The organism is Turicibacter sanguinis (assembly GCF_013046825.1).
GTDB classification, from domain to species: domain Bacteria; phylum Bacillota_I; class Bacilli_A; order MOL361; family Turicibacteraceae; genus Turicibacter; species Turicibacter sanguinis.
The window spans coordinates 2,610,226-2,626,878 of record NZ_CP053187.1; the positions used below are offsets into that span (position 1 = coordinate 2,610,226).

16 protein-coding genes are annotated in these 16,653 nt (G+C 34.5%); 1 reads left to right on the forward strand and 15 read right to left on the reverse strand.

Features of this window, described 5'->3' with window-relative positions:
* Position 1: 1 nt before the first annotated feature.
* The 11 genes from speD to HLK68_RS12730 form a co-directional block, all read right to left on the reverse strand.
* On the reverse strand, positions 2-424 hold the full coding sequence (speD, locus tag HLK68_RS12680) for an adenosylmethionine decarboxylase (protein WP_006784691.1): 423 nt from the start codon (positions 422-424) through the stop codon (positions 2-4).
* A 21-nt stretch (positions 425-445) separates the two neighbouring features.
* Positions 446-1,936 (reverse strand): aminotransferase class I/II-fold pyridoxal phosphate-dependent enzyme, encoded by a 1,491-nt coding sequence (locus tag HLK68_RS12685; RefSeq protein WP_238526658.1) that lies wholly within the window; start codon positions 1,934-1,936, stop codon positions 446-448.
* Positions 1,937-2,424: 488 nt separating this feature from the next.
* Entirely contained in the window at positions 2,425-3,279 is an 855-nt protein-coding gene (locus HLK68_RS12690; protein WP_132942716.1) for a coiled-coil domain-containing protein, read from the reverse strand.
* Between the two features lie 993 nt (positions 3,280-4,272).
* Positions 4,273-4,455, reverse strand: a complete 183-nt coding sequence (locus HLK68_RS12695; RefSeq protein ID WP_055165563.1) for a hypothetical protein — start codon at positions 4,453-4,455, stop codon at positions 4,273-4,275.
* A 15-nt stretch (positions 4,456-4,470) separates the two neighbouring features.
* Positions 4,471-4,986, reverse strand: coding sequence for a hypothetical protein (locus tag HLK68_RS12700; protein ID WP_006784695.1), 516 nt, complete (start codon positions 4,984-4,986; stop codon positions 4,471-4,473).
* A 112-nt stretch (positions 4,987-5,098) separates the two neighbouring features.
* A complete protein-coding gene (locus HLK68_RS12705) occupies positions 5,099-5,809 on the reverse strand; it encodes a hypothetical protein (RefSeq protein ID WP_006784696.1) in 711 nt (236 codons plus the stop codon).
* A gap of 345 nt (positions 5,810-6,154) precedes the next feature.
* Positions 6,155-6,754, reverse strand: a complete 600-nt coding sequence (locus tag HLK68_RS12710) for a hypothetical protein (RefSeq protein WP_006784697.1) — start codon at positions 6,752-6,754, stop codon at positions 6,155-6,157.
* Between the two features lie 262 nt (positions 6,755-7,016).
* Entirely contained in the window at positions 7,017-7,997 is a 981-nt protein-coding gene (locus HLK68_RS12715) for a tyrosine-type recombinase/integrase (RefSeq protein ID WP_006784698.1), read from the reverse strand.
* Between the two features lie 100 nt (positions 7,998-8,097).
* Complete coding sequence (locus HLK68_RS12720; RefSeq protein ID WP_006784699.1) at positions 8,098-8,895, reverse strand: amidohydrolase family protein; 798 nt, start codon at positions 8,893-8,895, stop codon at positions 8,098-8,100.
* Positions 8,896-9,065: 170 nt separating this feature from the next.
* Positions 9,066-9,572 carry an HdeD family acid-resistance protein gene (locus HLK68_RS12725; protein WP_006784700.1) on the reverse strand — a complete coding sequence of 169 codons (507 nt, stop codon included), beginning with the start codon at positions 9,570-9,572 and terminating at the stop codon, positions 9,066-9,068.
* A gap of 186 nt (positions 9,573-9,758) precedes the next feature.
* Entirely contained in the window at positions 9,759-10,250 is a 492-nt protein-coding gene (locus tag HLK68_RS12730) for an NAD(P)H-dependent oxidoreductase (protein ID WP_238843601.1), read from the reverse strand.
* 187 nt (positions 10,251-10,437) lie between these two features.
* Between HLK68_RS12730 and pulA the strand changes: the two genes are divergently transcribed.
* Positions 10,438-12,573: a type I pullulanase gene (gene pulA / locus HLK68_RS12735; RefSeq protein ID WP_006784702.1), complete on the forward strand. Its 2,136-nt coding sequence runs from the start codon at positions 10,438-10,440 to the stop codon at positions 12,571-12,573.
* Between the two features lie 218 nt (positions 12,574-12,791).
* Here the strand turns inward: pulA and HLK68_RS14840 are convergent, their stop codons facing one another.
* The 4 genes from HLK68_RS14840 to kduD form a co-directional block, all read right to left on the reverse strand.
* Positions 12,792-12,926 (reverse strand): sugar nucleotide-binding protein, encoded by a 135-nt coding sequence (locus HLK68_RS14840; protein ID WP_202795348.1) that lies wholly within the window; start codon positions 12,924-12,926, stop codon positions 12,792-12,794.
* Between the two features lie 128 nt (positions 12,927-13,054).
* Positions 13,055-14,062, reverse strand: a complete 1,008-nt coding sequence (gene rfbB / locus HLK68_RS12745; protein ID WP_039930899.1) for a dTDP-glucose 4,6-dehydratase — start codon at positions 14,060-14,062, stop codon at positions 13,055-13,057.
* 270 nt (positions 14,063-14,332) lie between these two features.
* Positions 14,333-15,712, reverse strand: coding sequence for an MATE family efflux transporter (locus HLK68_RS12750; protein ID WP_070099668.1), 1,380 nt, complete (start codon positions 15,710-15,712; stop codon positions 14,333-14,335).
* A 179-nt stretch (positions 15,713-15,891) separates the two neighbouring features.
* The gene (gene kduD, locus HLK68_RS12755) at positions 15,892-16,653 is read right to left on the reverse strand and encodes a 2-dehydro-3-deoxy-D-gluconate 5-dehydrogenase KduD (protein ID WP_006784705.1); all 762 of its coding nucleotides are present in this window, start codon (positions 16,651-16,653) and stop codon (positions 15,892-15,894) included.

Consider the following 16,653-nt stretch of genomic DNA (forward strand, 5'->3'; position numbering starts at 1 on the left):
GCTATCCAGCTTGTTCGACTGGTTTATGTGTAATTAATCCTAAATCTTCTTTACTATGTTTCTGAATTTTAGAGGTTAATCCTCTTGGAATTTCAATTGATTCACTAAATTCTGCTTTTAATAAGTCTTCTAAATATTCAAAACTCTTCCATGGATCAATATCGCCACATGTAAAGAAATCCGCTGAAGCAAATCCATACTCCGGCCAAGTATGAATCGTTAAATGAGATTCTGCTACGATAACAGCACCACTTACGCCCCATGGATTAAAATGATGGAAAACCGATTCAACAATCGTTGCTTTTGCTTCAATGGCTGCCTCATTCATTGATTTTTCAATATACATTGGATTCTTTAATACTTCTTTATCGCAATTATAGTATTCAACTAAAATATGGCGACCTAATGTTTCAACTTTATGCATCTTTTAGGACTCCTTTTTTGTTTATTTAATGACTAAAATGTGATCTAAATTTTTATCCGTTTGATCCGTTAAAAAAGCACCACTTTTAATTAACTGTTTTAAGGTTCGAATGACTTCATTTGTAATTAGTTCACCTGGTGCAATAATTGGAACCCCTGGGGGATAGGCTAAAATAGATTCTCCCGAAATTTTCCCTGATGATTCTTCAAGAAGAACTAACTCTTTCTCGCTAAAATAAGCATCACGAGGTGAGAGTTTAACTTCTGGTTCAATTTGTCGAGTAGGAATTAAATGACTTGTTTTAGCCTTCGTATAACGTTTAGATAACAAACGAAAAGCTTCAATTAAACGCTCAATATTTCGCTTAGAATCCCCTAAACTAATAATAGCTAAGACGTTATTTAAATCCGCCATTTCAAGTTGGATGGAAAATTCCTTCCACAACAAATCGTATACTTCAAAACCAGTCATCCCAAGTCCGGCAACATGGATTCCAAGTTTGGTCACATCAAATGGACGTTTAGAATCCTGAGGTTGAATGGTTTGAATTCCTGGAATTTGATTGAGTTGTTCTCTCGCATAATGACTTAAGTTAATGACATGACTTAATCGTTTGTTGCCATGTAAGACTAAATTTTGTCTCGCTCCATCTAAGCTTCCCATAAGTAAGTATGATGCGGATGTGGACTGGAGCATATTAATGACTTGTTGAACTTTCATGACATCCACTCGACTCGAATTGACAAGCATGGCTGATGCCTGTGTGAGTGCCCCACCTGTTTTATGGAGACTGACACAGGAAATATCTGCCCCAAGCTCCATCGCTGATGGAGGCAATCCCTCGTGAAACGGAAAATGCGCACCATGCGCTTCATCGACTAACACTAAAACATTTCGCTCATGACTGATCGTAATAATGGTCTTCAAGTCCGTCACAAATCCATAATACGTTGGATTGAGCAAAAAGACGGCTTTAATTTCTTCATCGCTCATTAATGCTTTTTTTATCTCCTGTGGATCCACATTGGCTGAAATTCCTTCTTTACTTCTAAACTCAGTCGGTAAATAAACAGGAATCGCACCACACAAAATCAATCCGTTAAGTGCAGACTTATGAATATTACGTGGTAATAAGACTTTATCACCTGGTTTTAAAACAGACATTAACATGCAATGAATCGCAGACGTTGTCCCATTTGTCATAAAAAAAGCAGCATCTGATTGATAGGCATCAGCAAGTAGAGCTTGTGATGCGGCAATGACCCCCTTTGGGTTAGAGACATTGTCTAGAAGTGGCAATGAATTGACATCTAATTTCATCAGCTCCGTTCCAAAATAGTCTCTTAGTACTTTCACCCCAACGCCTCGCTTGTGTCCTGGTACATCAAAAGCAGCAATATCTTTCTCACCATATTGTTTAAGAGCGTTAAGCAGTGGCAACTTTTGATGATGAGTTTTTTGAAATGCCAATTCTCTGTTCTCTCTCAATTCTTTTGCACTTAGTTGCAACACCTTTTTCCCTCCTTTCAATTAAAAATCTAAGAATATAACACGTTTTGTTTAGTATTTATAAACTTTTTGGGTAAAAAAATATATTTTTTTCCAAAAAAACAATAAATTAAACAACAAACAAAAAATATAAATACCCTAAAAAATACCTTCTAATCGGTGATTTTGATACCAATTATTGTTTTTTAAAGCATTTATACATCGATTAAATCCAACTTTCAGTTGAATTACGATTAGTTTATTATATAAATTTAATAAAATCAATACTTTTTTTGATATTTTTCTCACTTTTTACCTCAAGTAATAGAATACTAAACTTTTTGTTGTATTCAATTTTCACAACTAACACTATACGTAAACAAAAAAATCACCGCTATTTAAGCGGTGATTTACACAGGCCAACCCTCTTTACAACATACATTTGTTCATCACATAAAGTGACAAATACATTAATTCGTTCATTTTCTTCTATCACTAGTGCTGATATCAAACTAGTCTAGGCTGGCATTTTTTTGTTTTAAAACTTCTACTAAATCCTGTTTTTCTTTTGATAACTCTTCAATTTGCTTTCGTGCCTTTTCATTCACTTCTTCAAGTTCTATAGCAGCCTGCTTCTTCATTTCCAATTGCATTTCACTCAAGGCTAACTGATGATTTCGTCTCTCGAATTCAAACTCCTGTTGAAGCGTTTGGATTGCTATTCTTTTCTCTTCTTCCATCTTCACTTTCAAATTTTGTTGTTCTTCTATCTCTTTTTGTAACTGGAATTCTTGGCGTTTAATTAACGCTTCTTGATCCTGAACCAACGCCTTTAACTTCACCGACTCCTCAAGCACCTGATTTGCCGCTTCTATTTTAGCTTGCGAATCAGCAAATACTTTCTCTAACTGACTATTTTTATCTTTTAATAACTGATTTAACTCACGAATATTCTCTTGCTCCTCTTTTAAGACACCAAAATCCTGAGACATCTTCTTGAGTTTATCCTTTAAACCCTGTAATTCTTTATCTTTTTGCTCTATAATCTCCAATTTTTCGTTTAGAGCCGCAATTTCTTCCTCTTGTTTATGTCTTAAGATTGATTCCTTATTTTTAATCTCTAATTCACGCACTTGAGTTCGCTCAAACATATTAATATAAATATCATTCATACGTTTTGTAATTCGTTGTAATTCTTCTAAGTCTTGATTAAACTGAGTGGATCCATCTCTAATTTGCGCTAACTCAAACTGTGACACCATGACTTCCATTAATTCTTTGTTATTAATCCCATTTTCTTGCGCTAAAACGAGAAACTTCTGCTTTAATTCCTCATCAATTCGCACACTTAATACTGCATCTGCCATCTATCTTCACCTTTTTCCATCGCACTTTTTTCTTTATTATACCCTATTTTTTTATTTTTTGCTACCACCCCTATTCCATGTGCACAAAAGTATACATAAGTATACAAACTCATACACCGACGTAAATAACGTGTTTACAATAGTATACGAAAGTATACACAAAAACTACGATAAGTTTATATTCAATATAACTTTTATTATATTGAATATAAAAAAATAGCAAAAAAAATAAAAACAGAAAAAGGGATGAAAGAAAAAAATAAAGAGACCACAAAAGAAGAACAAGAAAAAAGCGAAGAGATGAGTTAAAATATGGAAATTTATTATTTACTTATAAAGAAATAGCATGAGGGATAAAAAATGCAGTCAAATAGTGATAGTTTAAGTCCTATGTTAACATTGGAGAAAAAACGACTAAACAATTCCGATCATGATGATGAAAATTGCAAAAATCGAATTTCGAAGCGACGTGTTATTTAACTCATAAAATTATAAAGATACACTCAAAATACTTGCTGAATAAAAGCTTGTTATGTTTGGATACAAGAAGCTAAGCTACTCATTTAGAATTACTGTCACACGTGAATCCTAATAACAAAGAAAATAGATGCGTTATAAAACAATTAAAATTCATTTAGAATAAAAACGAGTTAGTGTTCGACGCTAAAAAAACAAAAGAAAAGGATGAATAACTACATAAGTGACGTGAGAATACCGTTGATAGTCCCAAATCTGATTGTAAAAACAAATCGAAAACTCCTAGCTATTCCCTTAAGCGCTCAAGATAAACATTGTCTTCTTTTGAGCAAAAAGAAGCAATCTCACTCAAAATCTTCACAGCCCCGGGCGTATCACTTCTATGCAAAAATAAGTTAGAACTTCCGAACTATAAAAAAATCCTAATTCTCTATCGCCCCTCCTACTTCAAGCAGTCACATTTTTGAACAGTAAGCTAAAAAGGAGACCCTTATAAAAAAGCGTCTCCTTTTTCTTCTAATAATTCTTAGGAAGATTAAATTCTAAAACATCATACCCTTGTTCTCTCATTTGTGCTAACAATTCTTCAAGATTAGCTGCTTTAAGATATCTAAAATCTGATTTTAATTTACTTTCATTAACAATCCAAATTTCATCATGAGGATAGTAATGATCAATAATTTTAAAATGCCGCTCCATCTCCTCATCCCCCCTTTAAAAAGTAGCAACCAGAACTGAAATATTAAATCCTGAATCATCATAATCTCCCCATGATTCCCAAACAACGTCTTTATCCTGAATCACTTGATGGCGGTGTCTTGAATACTCGTCAATCAATAAAGAAATCCCTTCTTTCGTTTTTCCTGAGTGAACTAAACTCTGAACTTTTCTAATATTCTCTGTCAGTTGCGTAACCAATACACGAGGTAAATGGTGTGAGCATACATCTTGACGTAATTTTGATGGTTCTAATAAGATACGAATCACTAACTCCGCCTGAGCTCTCCCACTAAATAATTCTTTGTAATTAGTTCCTTGAGTCACCAAAACTAATTCATTCTCTTTGTGTTCATAACATCCCTTTTCAAGAGGATAATCTTGATACAATTCAAAAGGAAGTCCCTTTTCTTCGATTAAACGCTTCATCTTTTTTTGTAAAATCCAAGTGACATCACGGCTAACCATAAATTCATATTTAGGATATTCCTGTTTGATTTCCTCTAATGCCATAAAAAAAATCTCCTGGCCAATCATCACACACATCACCCTTATTCCTAAATCCCTCCTAATACATCCTATTCAAAACGAAAGAGGAATATTTCAATAAATTAAAACGTTTTCTCTATTTTTCTGTGATTCGCTTCATATAATCCATCATCAGACCAATTAATAAGATAACGCCACAACACGTTATAAAAATTGACGCATGATTCAAATGATTCATTGCAATCCCAATCGATGCCCAAATAATGACAGACGGATAAATAAAGTCCTGTTGTGTTGACAAAATAGTAATTGCGATAAATCCAATAAACATTAAAAGAAAAATTGTCCAAAACGTCTCAGATAATCCGAATAATTCAACACCCCAACGACTCTTTAACACAATCAAAGTTTCAATCAAACTAGCAATTGAAATCCAACTTAAATAAACGGATAATGGCACTCTAAAAAAAGATGATTTGCTAGTGGCATGTCGGCAAGAGATATAACTGAATACAGTCATTAATAAAGAACCTATGATACAAAAAACTGCAATTGGTTGACCAACCAACAACGATCCTCCAGCAAAGCAAAATACTAACGGGATAAAGCGACTCACTTTTTGATATGCAACATCGTATTCAGTAGACTTAAAGCCAAATCTTATAATCCAAATCCCAAATAATAAATAGATGATAATCCAAATCAAAAACGCGTAAGGTGCTGGGGTAATAAGCGGTTGAGCTCCCGCTACACTGAAGGCTGTTTTTCCATTAATAAAAAAAGAACAAACTAATAAAAATACATAACTAACCACATTAAAAAAAGTAAAAATAAATTTCTTATTCATCCCATTCTCTCCTATTTCATAAGACTTATACTTAAGCTTATGTTAAAACCTATCAAAGTCGAACTGATTTATAAAAAAATGACAACATAAATGAATAAATCTAAGAGTTGATAGATCATATAATCTACACAATATCTTTTACTTAAAGGTAGCGCTCATCTAAGAGTTTATCTCTCACTTAGCTTTCTGTTAACAACTTTATTCATTTGAAGAATGACTTATTCTTTTTTATTATCCTCTAACATGAAAAAAAGATAATTCCTGTTGAATACAGAAATTATCTTTACTAAATGGCGCTTATATCATGTTTTTAATAAGAGAACCTATTTTGATAACTTAAGATTTTTAATCGACTGATAAAGAAACATCGTCTATATTTACTGCCTCGATGCCGGCATTACCATATACGAATCTCACTTCTATTTGTTCAGTGCCAGCAGGTGCTTGCGAAGTAATACCACGATAATATGAGAAAATACTTTCACCTGTTGGAAGATCCCCACTTCTTATCGGAATTGTTAACCCAACTACATTAGAAGGTAAAAAAGTTACAGTAGCAGTTAGTGGTCCGCCAGTCCCCTGAGCGTTAGCAAAGAATGAAAACTCATAGTAACATCGACTATCATCAGAAACGTCTACTGTCTGTGTTAAAGTAGTATTACCTGATAATCTAACAGCTGATTGTCCTGAGTGAACTCGCCCCTGGGAAATTTGGCTAGCAGTTGTACCAGTAACAGTCCAATCAGTTGGAACCTCTGCTGCTGTAAAAGATTCAAATCCTGGATTATCTAATAACTCTCCTGAAGATTGACATTCACAGTTTCTAGTTGGTTCTTGTGATTCGTGTTTACAGCGGCAATGACAATCGCGATCATGATGATTGTGTTCATGACAATCGCGATCCATTCCATCATTTCCTGTTTGAACAATAAAGTAATTTGGCATTGTAACACCTCGTTTTAAATTTTTACTTTCAAGCTTAGATTCATAAGCTAAGATACTATATTCAAAGAAACTATCTGGTGTATAGACATAATCATTTACTTTAAGATTTTTTTATTTTAAGCTAATTTCCTATATTCGAAGAACCTATTTGAAGTAAAAAAACTCGTAGCAAATAAACTTCAAATTCGTCTATTTGCTACGAGCCTATAAGATAAAAGGACTACAACATAAATTTTATCGAACCTTATTTTCATTGTAAAAATTAAAATAAATCATCAATATGAATATAGTCCCCTGCATTATCTTTTAATTTATCTATCGAATGGACGTATCGATTGGTTGTCGCTATATTTTGATGAGCCGCAAAATCTCGAACTTTTTCAATACTTGCCCCACCTGTAATAGCAAGGGTAATTGCCGTATGCCGAGTTGAATGAACTTTTAAATGTTTATCTATCCCAGCCTTTTTACAAGTTGATTTCAACATATAATTCAAAGAGCTTGGATCAAGTTTCTCATTATTCCTTTTATTACGAGAGTGGCCAATAAATAAATATGATTCTGCATCCTGGATCATATCACGATTAGTGCGCTCGATATATTCTTCAATCAACCGCTTCAGACTCGACTGAATTTTTACCATATCTTTTTTATTTCCTTTTCGCATGACATGAATGACATCATACTCACCATATGTCGTAATATCTTTTAATTTAATATTAATCATTTCAGATTTACGAAGTGCAGTCGTAAGTGCTAAGACGATAATGGTTTTATTACGAAGTTCCACAATTTTTCTTGTATCAAAGATTGAGATCAGTCGTTGACACTCATCCTGAGTTAAAAACTCTGTTTCCTTATTATTCACCTTTGGCTTTTCATCTTTCAAATTTCCAAACGGGTTAAAATAAAGTAATGATTTTCCCGTTCGATTATCTTGATATTTTAATAGCCACTTATACAAAGAGCTCAGTGAAGAGACCTTGCGATTGATCGTAGCAGAAGCACATCCTTTTCCTTTTAAATCAAGTAAATAATGTTCGACATCAAACATATTAACTGCTATGATTTGTTCTAATTGAATCTGTTCAATATAATCAACTTGAAAAAAATCCAAAATGTCTCTTTCATATGAAATCGCAGTGTAGTGACTACTGCTTGCTTTTAAATTTAAAAAGTGACGAATAAAGTGTACTTTTTGAGATTCGCCGACGGCTCTATTTTGTGATAAAACTATCTCCATTCTACTCACCATTCTCCTGTTTATTCCACATTTAATCATATCACAACTTAAAAATTTTTGGATAATAAAAAATAAAATACCACAAATAACCACTCATCATTTAGAATGATTTAATCTTAAAAATTTGTTTGGCATTTAACCCCATTAATTTTTCGTAATCCGTATGACTTAAAGAATTTTTCAGGTCATAAAAATAATCTTGATAAATACGCTTTCCAAGAGTCTCCAATCCATCAATCGGATTATCACTTCCGAACATGATTTTATCCACTCCACAAACTTTGATGGCTTTAAGGGTATCTTTTGCATTAACCCAAGTTGTATCACCATAAAGATTCGGTAACTTTGAAATCAGTTTAATCGCTAATTCATGATCCGTTCCGAGCCCTAAATGCACCATCACAAAATTCAAATCAGGATATCGCTTGGCTACCTCATAAACATGTAACGGTGTTGAATACGGATCGTTTGCGGTATGAGTCACAATTGGAAGCTGATATTTTCGTGCCAACTCAAAATAAGGAATCATCCGTTTATCATCAAATGCCACCCTTGAATGATAAGGATGAACTTTTAAACCATAGATAACCGCTCGATTTTCTTCAATCAATGCCTCTAAAGAGGCATCAACCGCTTCAAGCAACGGTTTCACCCAGATTAAAGCACCTAATCGATTGGGATGCTGCTTTACAAACTTCAATACTCTCTCATTACTCTTTAGTTGTGAATGTTGAGAGCAACTTGGAATGAGTACTTGTTCATGATCAACTTCTGAAGATTCAACATTCGAAACTAAGCAAAAATCAATCGCATATCGTTCCATTGAATCTAGTAATACGGTTTCTGAGAGCTTAAAATTTAACATTTCCCCTATATGAGCATGCGAATCAATAATCATACTTCCACCTCGTTTTATTTGATGGACTTATTATACAATAAAAACAGAGATGGGTCACCTCTTGAAATATGAGAAAGAACGGTTTAAAAATGCACCTTAAATCCTAAATAACAAAACAAACAATATCCTTATATAATATAGAAAGAAAAAAAGCTTCCAAATAGAAGCTTTTAAAACGTATCTTTAAGTTTTATTCCTAGATAAATTTCACCAACCGCTGTGACAATAAGAGCCGTTCCAATCAAATACGGTGCTGTCATTAGTACTGTGAACGGTTGAAAGACCACAATGACACCAAATAAAATTAAAATCACATTATAAACTGTATAAGCATTTAACCCAAAATATCCTCTAGTCAATGACATCAATAACAAATAAATACCACGAACTAAGACCCAAATTCCGTAAGAGAAAATTAAAATATTAATCGTTGATAAGGGATAGAGCCATAAAACTAAGCCAAATAAGATATTAATGATTCCATTAAAAATAAAGAACCATCTTTCTTCCCGTCCACTTGTCCGAATAATCGTTGAAATGCCCACAATTACAAATAGTACGGCAATAATCGTGCTCATACTCATAATCGTTTCTATTGGGAAGATAAAGAACAAGATTCCAAGAACCCCAAAAATAATCCCTTCTATCACAAACATTTTTTCTAAAAATGATGACATCAAAAATCCTCCTTCTTATTTAAACGCCTCACATCGATGTGCCACTTCACCACTTGCTTTTGCTAACGCAAGTTCAATGCCACTATCATCAATTTCAGTTCCCTGAATGAGTAACGGTTCAATACACTCAATTCCTAAAAAACGAAAAACATCATAAAGATACGTAATTCCATGATTGACACGAGTTCAAACGAACGGAATACTCATACTTTTAAATGGGTAAATATCAGCAGATGATTGAATATAAATTGCCTTTCGTTTTTTAGTATGAAGTAGGCCTTTTACCCCTTTAGGAGAAATAGAAATCGTTTGGTCATTTAAAATCAAACAATCTAGGTATTGCTTTAATTTATAAGGGAATGATAACGTCCACATCGGTGCTGCAATGACATAGCGATCGGCACTCTTAAATTGGTCACACAGTTGTTGCATCCGATTGACAATGTTTTGATCTTGCTCACTTAACTGTCTAAATCGGTCGCCATTAACAAGGGTAGCGCGTGATAAAAAATGGTGATCATTTGGTTGTGGAATAGCATCATGAAAAACATTAATTTCTTCAATCACATACTCAGGATGCTGCTCTAAAAAACAATTTAAGAAAATACGTGCACCTCGTTGACAACTCGATAAAGATTCCGGCTTCGAACTTGCAACAATATACAATAACTTTTTCATAGAAAAGACACTCCTTATGATATACCTATTTTTAGTATGTCTCGTTTTTTCACCCTTATAACCTTAATTTATAAAAAGTTGTATTGAAACGATTCAACGTGTAATGGGTTACACTCTTAAAAGCCCTTTCTTATCCTGATTTTCTTCGCTATAATGAAAACAACAGTATGATAAGGGGGATTTAGACATGAGAAAGATGCAAACATTCGAAGCTTATGTGGATCAATATGAAACAATTACCGTTTATTTAAAAAAGACGTTTTATAATGGGGAAAGCTCTACTTTCCGTTTAAAAGATGAAAATTCAGCCTCAGTTGAATTAGAAATCCTTGAAAAAGTTGAAGATGGAGATTACGTTAAATACTTATTAAAATCTCCAAGCTTAACATTTGGTGGAGAGTATCGTGTGGCAGATGACCATAATTTACAAACGCCTTTACAATTTGGATATGTCGTCCGTACAAAAGAATTCGATGAAGAATTCTACTACGCGGGTGATGATTTAGGAACAACATACACAAAAGAAGCGACAATCTTTAAAGTATGGGCACCGATTGCAAATCGTGTAAAAGTGGATATCAAAGTTAAGGGTGATTATCAAACTTATGATTTATCACGTGAAGAAAATGGAGTATGGACTGCAACCGTTAAAGGTGACTTAGAATTAGCCTCATATGTTTACCTCGTTAAAGTTAATGGAACATGGAATGAGGCAACTGATCCATATGCCATTGCGTCAACTCCAAATCATAAACGTACAGTGATCGTCGATCCTGAAAAAATTAAAATTGACTCTAATCGCGAGATGGCACCAAAAGTACAGTCATATACCGATGCAATTATTTATGAAATGCACGTTCGTGACTTCTCAGTTCATAAAAATTCAGGAATTAAAAATGTGGGTAAATTCTTAGGAGTTGTTGAGGAAGGAACTCGCACAAGCCGTGGGACTTTAACCGGTCTTGATTATTTAGTTGACTTAGGTGTTACACATATTCAGTTATTACCGACTTACGATTTTGGATCAGTCGATGAATTAAATCAATTCGAAACTTATAACTGGGGGTATGATCCAGTTCAATACAACGTCCCAGAAGGTTCTTACGCAACAGATGTTTTAAATCCTTATTCACGCATCATTGAAATGAAACAAATGATTGCTAAACTTCATGAAAAAGGATTCCGTGTCACAATGGATGTTGTTTACAATCATATGTTTGATGCCGGATCATCAGCCTTTGAAAATATTGTGCCTAACTACTACTTCCGCCTAGGTGAAAATGGTGAAGTTTCAAATGGTTCATGGTGCGGAAATGACGTTGACTCGTTACGTCCAATGTGCCGTAAATTCATTATTGACTCAACAAAAATGTGGATTCGTGATTATGGATTTGACGGATTCCGCTTTGACTTAATGGGAATTTTGGATATCGATACGATGAACCAACTAACAGAAGAATGCCAGGCGATTGATTCATCTGTCATGGTATATGGTGAAGGATGGAATATGCCAACATTAATGGATGATGAATTAAAAGCGATGATGTTCAATAATGAAAAAATGCCAAAAATTGCGCACTTTAATGACCAATTCGGACGTGGAATTAAAGGATCACCTTTTGAAACAGAAATGTCTGATATTGGATACGGTCTTGGATACACAGGAGAAATTAATCGTGCGATGAACGTCATAGCGGGATCATGCACTTCTATTGGAACAAAACCAGTCTTTAAAGAACCAACCATGACGTTAAACTACGTTGAGTGTCATGATAACATGACACTATTTGATAAAATTATGTTATCAAATAAATGCGAATCATTAGAAACTCGATTAAAACGTCAAAAAATGATTACCGCTTTAATCTTAGTCTCTCAAGGGATTGCCTTCTTACATGCCGGTCAAGAATTTAACCGTACAAAAGACGGAGACCATAATTCTTATACGTCACCTGATAGTGTGAATAAACTAGATTGGGACCGCAAAGACGAATACATTGAAACAGTCGAATTCGTAAAAGGATTCATCAAATTACGTAAAGAATTAAAAGCTCTTCGCTTAAACACAGCAGAAGAAATAAAAAAACACGTGACTGTACGTAGTCTTGAAAATCGTGTGATTGAATACACGATTTCTAATGTACAAGCTTATGGACCATACGAAGAAATTAAAGTATTCATGAACCCAACACATACCTCAATTGATATCAAACTAAAAGATGATTATCAATTAATTGCCAATCAGGCTGGTGTCCTAACGGAACAAAACTCAGTCAATGAATTAACAGTTGATTCAATTGAATTAGTTGTTTTAGCAAAATAAAACAAAAGCCTTTAGGTCTTATGAAAACCTAAAGGCTTTTTAAATATTCGTTAAGAGACTCTGACCGTAACGGTGACAGGGAAAAACCCGCTTCAATTAGTTTAGTTTTACTCAATCGGCTATTGAGTGGCCTCTTGACTTTTGCCCCCTATTCGGTTGTTGAAATTTTTAATAAACTAGCACTGACTTCAGTTAGTTCAACTATTTGAGCGGGAAACTCATATCAATCGCAATATTGTTTTTATAAGATTATTCCCACTCTTACTAAAAACCCATGAAATGCAGATAATACCGAATTTATCTAATATCTCTTGAACATCTGGTTCCTCTTTTAATTTATTAGCGCCGTACACATGAATCTGATTCTTGTGGCATTTCAAATTACTTTAAAGTAATATTCGGTTTCTTCTGCTTTGTTTACTACTGAATATGTTAAACAATGAATAATTTCGTTACCTATTTACACCTGTTACTACAATTATCATTTAAAATTACCATACTTTTGATACTCACCACGTTCAATGTGATCACACCAATCCTGATGAGATAAATACCACTCAATCGTTTCTTGAATCCCATCATCAAATGAATGAACGGGATACCAACCAAGTTCAGTCTGAATTTTCGTTGGATCAATCGCATAACGTTGATCATGTCCCAATCGATCTTCAACAAATGATAATTGATTCTCTGAAATATTCAATGCCCGCATAATCGTCATCACCACTTCTAAATTTGTTCGTTCATTATGCCCACCAACATTATAGACTTCACCCAAACGCCCCTTTTGTAAAATTAAATCAATGGCCTGACAATGATCCTCAACATGTAACCAATCACGGACCTGACACCCCGTTCCATAAACAGGTAATTTCTCTCCTTTAAGCCCACAGCGAATCATTAATGGGATGAGCTTTTCAGGAAACTGATAGGGTCCATAATTATTTGAGCAGCGGGAAATCGTCACTGGTAAACCAAATGTCCGGTAGTAAGCGAGTACAAGTAAATCAGCTGATGCTTTAGAAGCAGAATAAGGACTTGACGTATGAAGTGGAGATGATTCTGTAAAAAGCAAATCTGGTCGATCAAGTGGGAGATCTCCGTATACTTCATCTGTTGAAACTTGATGAAATCGACTAACCTTATACTCCCGACTTGCATCCATCAACACTTGTGTTCCTAAAATATTCGTTTTTAAAAAGAGGTCCGGTTGTGTAATCGAACGATCGACATGAGACTCAGCCGCAAAGTTTACCACCACATCAAATTGCTCTTTTTCAAATAATGAAAAAATAAACTCTCGATCGGTAATATCGCCTTTTACAAATTGGTAATTTAGATTGCTTTCAAACTTCTGGCAATTTTCCAAATTACCTGCATACGTTAAAGCATCTAAATTCACAACAGTGTCTTTTGGATATTTTTTCAATCTATAATTAATAAAGTTTGAGCCAATAAAACCTGCTCCACCTGTTACTAGTAGTTTCATTGCTTCAACTCCTTCCATAATTTTTGATCTCTCTCTTTTTCTAGTAAAAGAAATGTCCATTCCTTCTTTCGATCCCTCAGATTATAACAATCTGTCCGTCAACAGCTTTCCTATTATCTCATGAAATTGAAATAAGTGTTTTATTTATTGAGTTAAAGGTTGATTTTCTTTGAAAACAATCTCTCCGTCTATTTTATTATTTTTCCAACAAAAAAACTATCAAACCGATAACATTTTATCTTGATTGATAGTCTTTTTTATATTATTTGTCTAAGTAGCCTGAATTTTTAGTTTTTCTTTTGTTTCTTCATCATCTGTCAATCGATGAGATAACCATTTGTCTCCACGAAGGCGAATCATATATAGCGTTCCTCTTACTGCCCAATCGACAAACATGGCAATGAAGATACCGTATACGCCCCATTTTAAGACAACACCGAATAAATATCCAAGTCCTACGCGGAAGACCCACATACCGGTAATCGCTGTTTTCATTGTATACTTTCCATCTCCTGCTCCTTTTAGCCCCCCTGGTAAAACAAATGAAAAGGCCCAAATCGGTGTCGCTAAGGCATTAAGTTGAATTAATTTAGTTGCATAATCCATCACAGCTTCATGATCAGTGTAGAGCGCGACAAGATACCACGCGGTTGGAATCGATAAAGCACCTAAAATAACAAGACATATGGTGGCGAAGCGGGTAATATAGCTTAAACTTTTTCGAGCCTCATCATATTCCGCTCGCCCAATTTCTTGTCCAATAATCGTTGTCGAGACAGTAGTTAGAGCATTCCCCGGAATATTGATTAAGTTAATAATGGAATTTGCAATGGAATTCGAAGACATGGCAATAGCTCCCATTCCCCCAATAAACACTTGTGTCAGTAGCTTTCCTAAATGAAAAATAATGGATTCAACTCCTGCTGGCACCCCAACATAAAAAATTTGCCTTAAAAATTTAAAATTTGGTTTATAGTGATGCAGTTTCTCTAGTTTGAGCACCTTTTTCCCACTCATTAAGATCCATAGGACATAACTAGCCCCGATAGCACGGGCAAGCGAAATTCCAAGAGCTGCACCGATAATTCCCCATTCAAAGACATATAGAAATAAATAGGTTAATCCAATATTAAAAATGTTAGCAATAACATTGCTAATAGCAGCAGTTTTTGTATCTCCTGCCCCACGTAATACTCCATTAGCAATTAAGGTAATTGCCATAAATGGGAAACTTAATAAGACAATTCCAAAATATTTAATTCCATATTCCATAACCTGTGGTTCAACACTGTTATAAATCAACCTAATGAGTGGCGCATTAAATATAAATAAGAATATGGTAATCAAAATTGAAATGAAAGTTGCAGACATTACCCCTTGTTTTGCTGCTTCATTTGCTTTTTGACAATCTCCTCGCCCCATATACTGTGCAACAACAACAGTTCCCCCAATCGCTAATGCTGTAAATACAGAAATAAACAAGTAACTAAACGAGTCAATCATTGAAATCGCTGACACAACATTAATTCCTTCTTGACCTTTTAAATTAGAAGAAAGCATGGTGTTCATCATTCCCATCGTAGTGGTTAAAATCTGTTCAATCAAAATGGGAATTCCGAGTAGCATGATTTCTTTTTTTAATCGTTTCATATCCTTCACTTACACCCACCTCGAGTCCTAAAACCTGATATTCATGAGCTATTATAAAGTGATTCTTCATCAAATTATACGAGCTAATGCCACCTATTTTAAAATAAAATACGACATTTCAACATATGATGGTTTCATTAAAAAGAGCACGCTTGGCGTGCCCTTTTGCTTATTATAAATTATCGTGCTAACCATCCACCATCAACAGCGATTGTATATCCATTGATATAGTCACTTGCTGAGCTTGCTAAGAATACAACTGGTCCTTTTAAGTCTTCAGGTGTTCCCCAACGATCAGCAGGAATACGATCTAAAATTTCTGTACTTCGTTTTTCATCAGCACGTAATTGTGCTGTATTATCAGTTGCCATATATCCTGGTGCAATTGCATTAATATTGATTCCGTATTTAGCCCATTCATTTGCCATGGCCATTGTGATTCCTTTGATTCCTGATTTACTTGCTGTATAAGAAGGAACACGAATTCCACCTTGGAATGATAACATTGAGGCAATGTTAATGATTTTTCCACCCGTTTGTTGTTTAATAAATTGGTTTGCCATAGCTTGGCAGAAGAAGAAGACTGTTTTTAAGTTGATATTCATCACATCATCCCAGTTTTGTTCTGAGAAATCAACTGCATCTTCACGACGAATAATCCCAGCGTTGTTAACTAAGATATCAACATGTCCAAATTCAGCTACCGCTGCATCAATAATTCCTTGAACTGGATCAATTGACATTAAGTTTGCTTGAATAGGTAAACAACGACGACCTGTTGCTTCAATTGCTTCTTTAACTTCATCTAAAGCTCCTAACCCAACTGCTACAATATCAGCTCCTGCTTCTGCTAATCCTAAAGCCATTCCACGTCCTAACCCTACTCCTGCTCCTGTTACGATTGCTACTTTACCTGATAAATTGAATTGTTCTAAAATCAT

Excerpts from the sequence above, each read along its gene's own strand:
- speD (WP_006784691.1), bottom strand. The coding sequence starts at position 424 with ATGCATAAAGTTGAAACATTAGGTCGCCATATTTTAGTTGAATACTAT.
- HLK68_RS12690 (WP_132942716.1), bottom strand. The coding sequence starts at position 3,279 with ATGGCAGATGCAGTATTAAGTGTGCGAATTGATGAGGAATTAAAGCAG.
- HLK68_RS12695 (WP_055165563.1), bottom strand. The coding sequence starts at position 4,455 with ATGGAGCGGCATTTTAAAATTATTGATCATTACTATCCTCATGATGAA.
- HLK68_RS12700 (WP_006784695.1), bottom strand. The coding sequence starts at position 4,986 with ATGGCATTAGAGGAAATCAAACAGGAATATCCTAAATATGAATTTATG.
- HLK68_RS12705 (WP_006784696.1), bottom strand. The coding sequence starts at position 5,809 with ATGAATAAGAAATTTATTTTTACTTTTTTTAATGTGGTTAGTTATGTA.
- HLK68_RS12710 (WP_006784697.1), bottom strand. The coding sequence starts at position 6,754 with ATGCCAAATTACTTTATTGTTCAAACAGGAAATGATGGAATGGATCGC.
- HLK68_RS12715 (WP_006784698.1), bottom strand. The coding sequence starts at position 7,997 with ATGGAGATAGTTTTATCACAAAATAGAGCCGTCGGCGAATCTCAAAAA.
- HLK68_RS12720 (WP_006784699.1), bottom strand. The coding sequence starts at position 8,895 with ATGATTATTGATTCGCATGCTCATATAGGGGAAATGTTAAATTTTAAG.
- HLK68_RS12725 (WP_006784700.1), bottom strand. The coding sequence starts at position 9,572 with ATGTCATCATTTTTAGAAAAAATGTTTGTGATAGAAGGGATTATTTTT.
- HLK68_RS12730 (WP_238843601.1), bottom strand. The coding sequence starts at position 10,250 with ATGAAAAAGTTATTGTATATTGTTGCAAGTTCGAAGCCGGAATCTTTA.
- pulA (WP_006784702.1), top strand. The coding sequence starts at position 10,438 with ATGAGAAAGATGCAAACATTCGAAGCTTATGTGGATCAATATGAAACA.
- rfbB (WP_039930899.1), bottom strand. The coding sequence starts at position 14,062 with ATGAAACTACTAGTAACAGGTGGAGCAGGTTTTATTGGCTCAAACTTT.
- HLK68_RS12750 (WP_070099668.1), bottom strand. The coding sequence starts at position 15,712 with ATGAAACGATTAAAAAAAGAAATCATGCTACTCGGAATTCCCATTTTG.
- kduD (WP_006784705.1), bottom strand. The coding sequence starts at position 16,653 with ATGATTTTAGAACAATTCAATTTATCAGGTAAAGTAGCAATCGTAACA.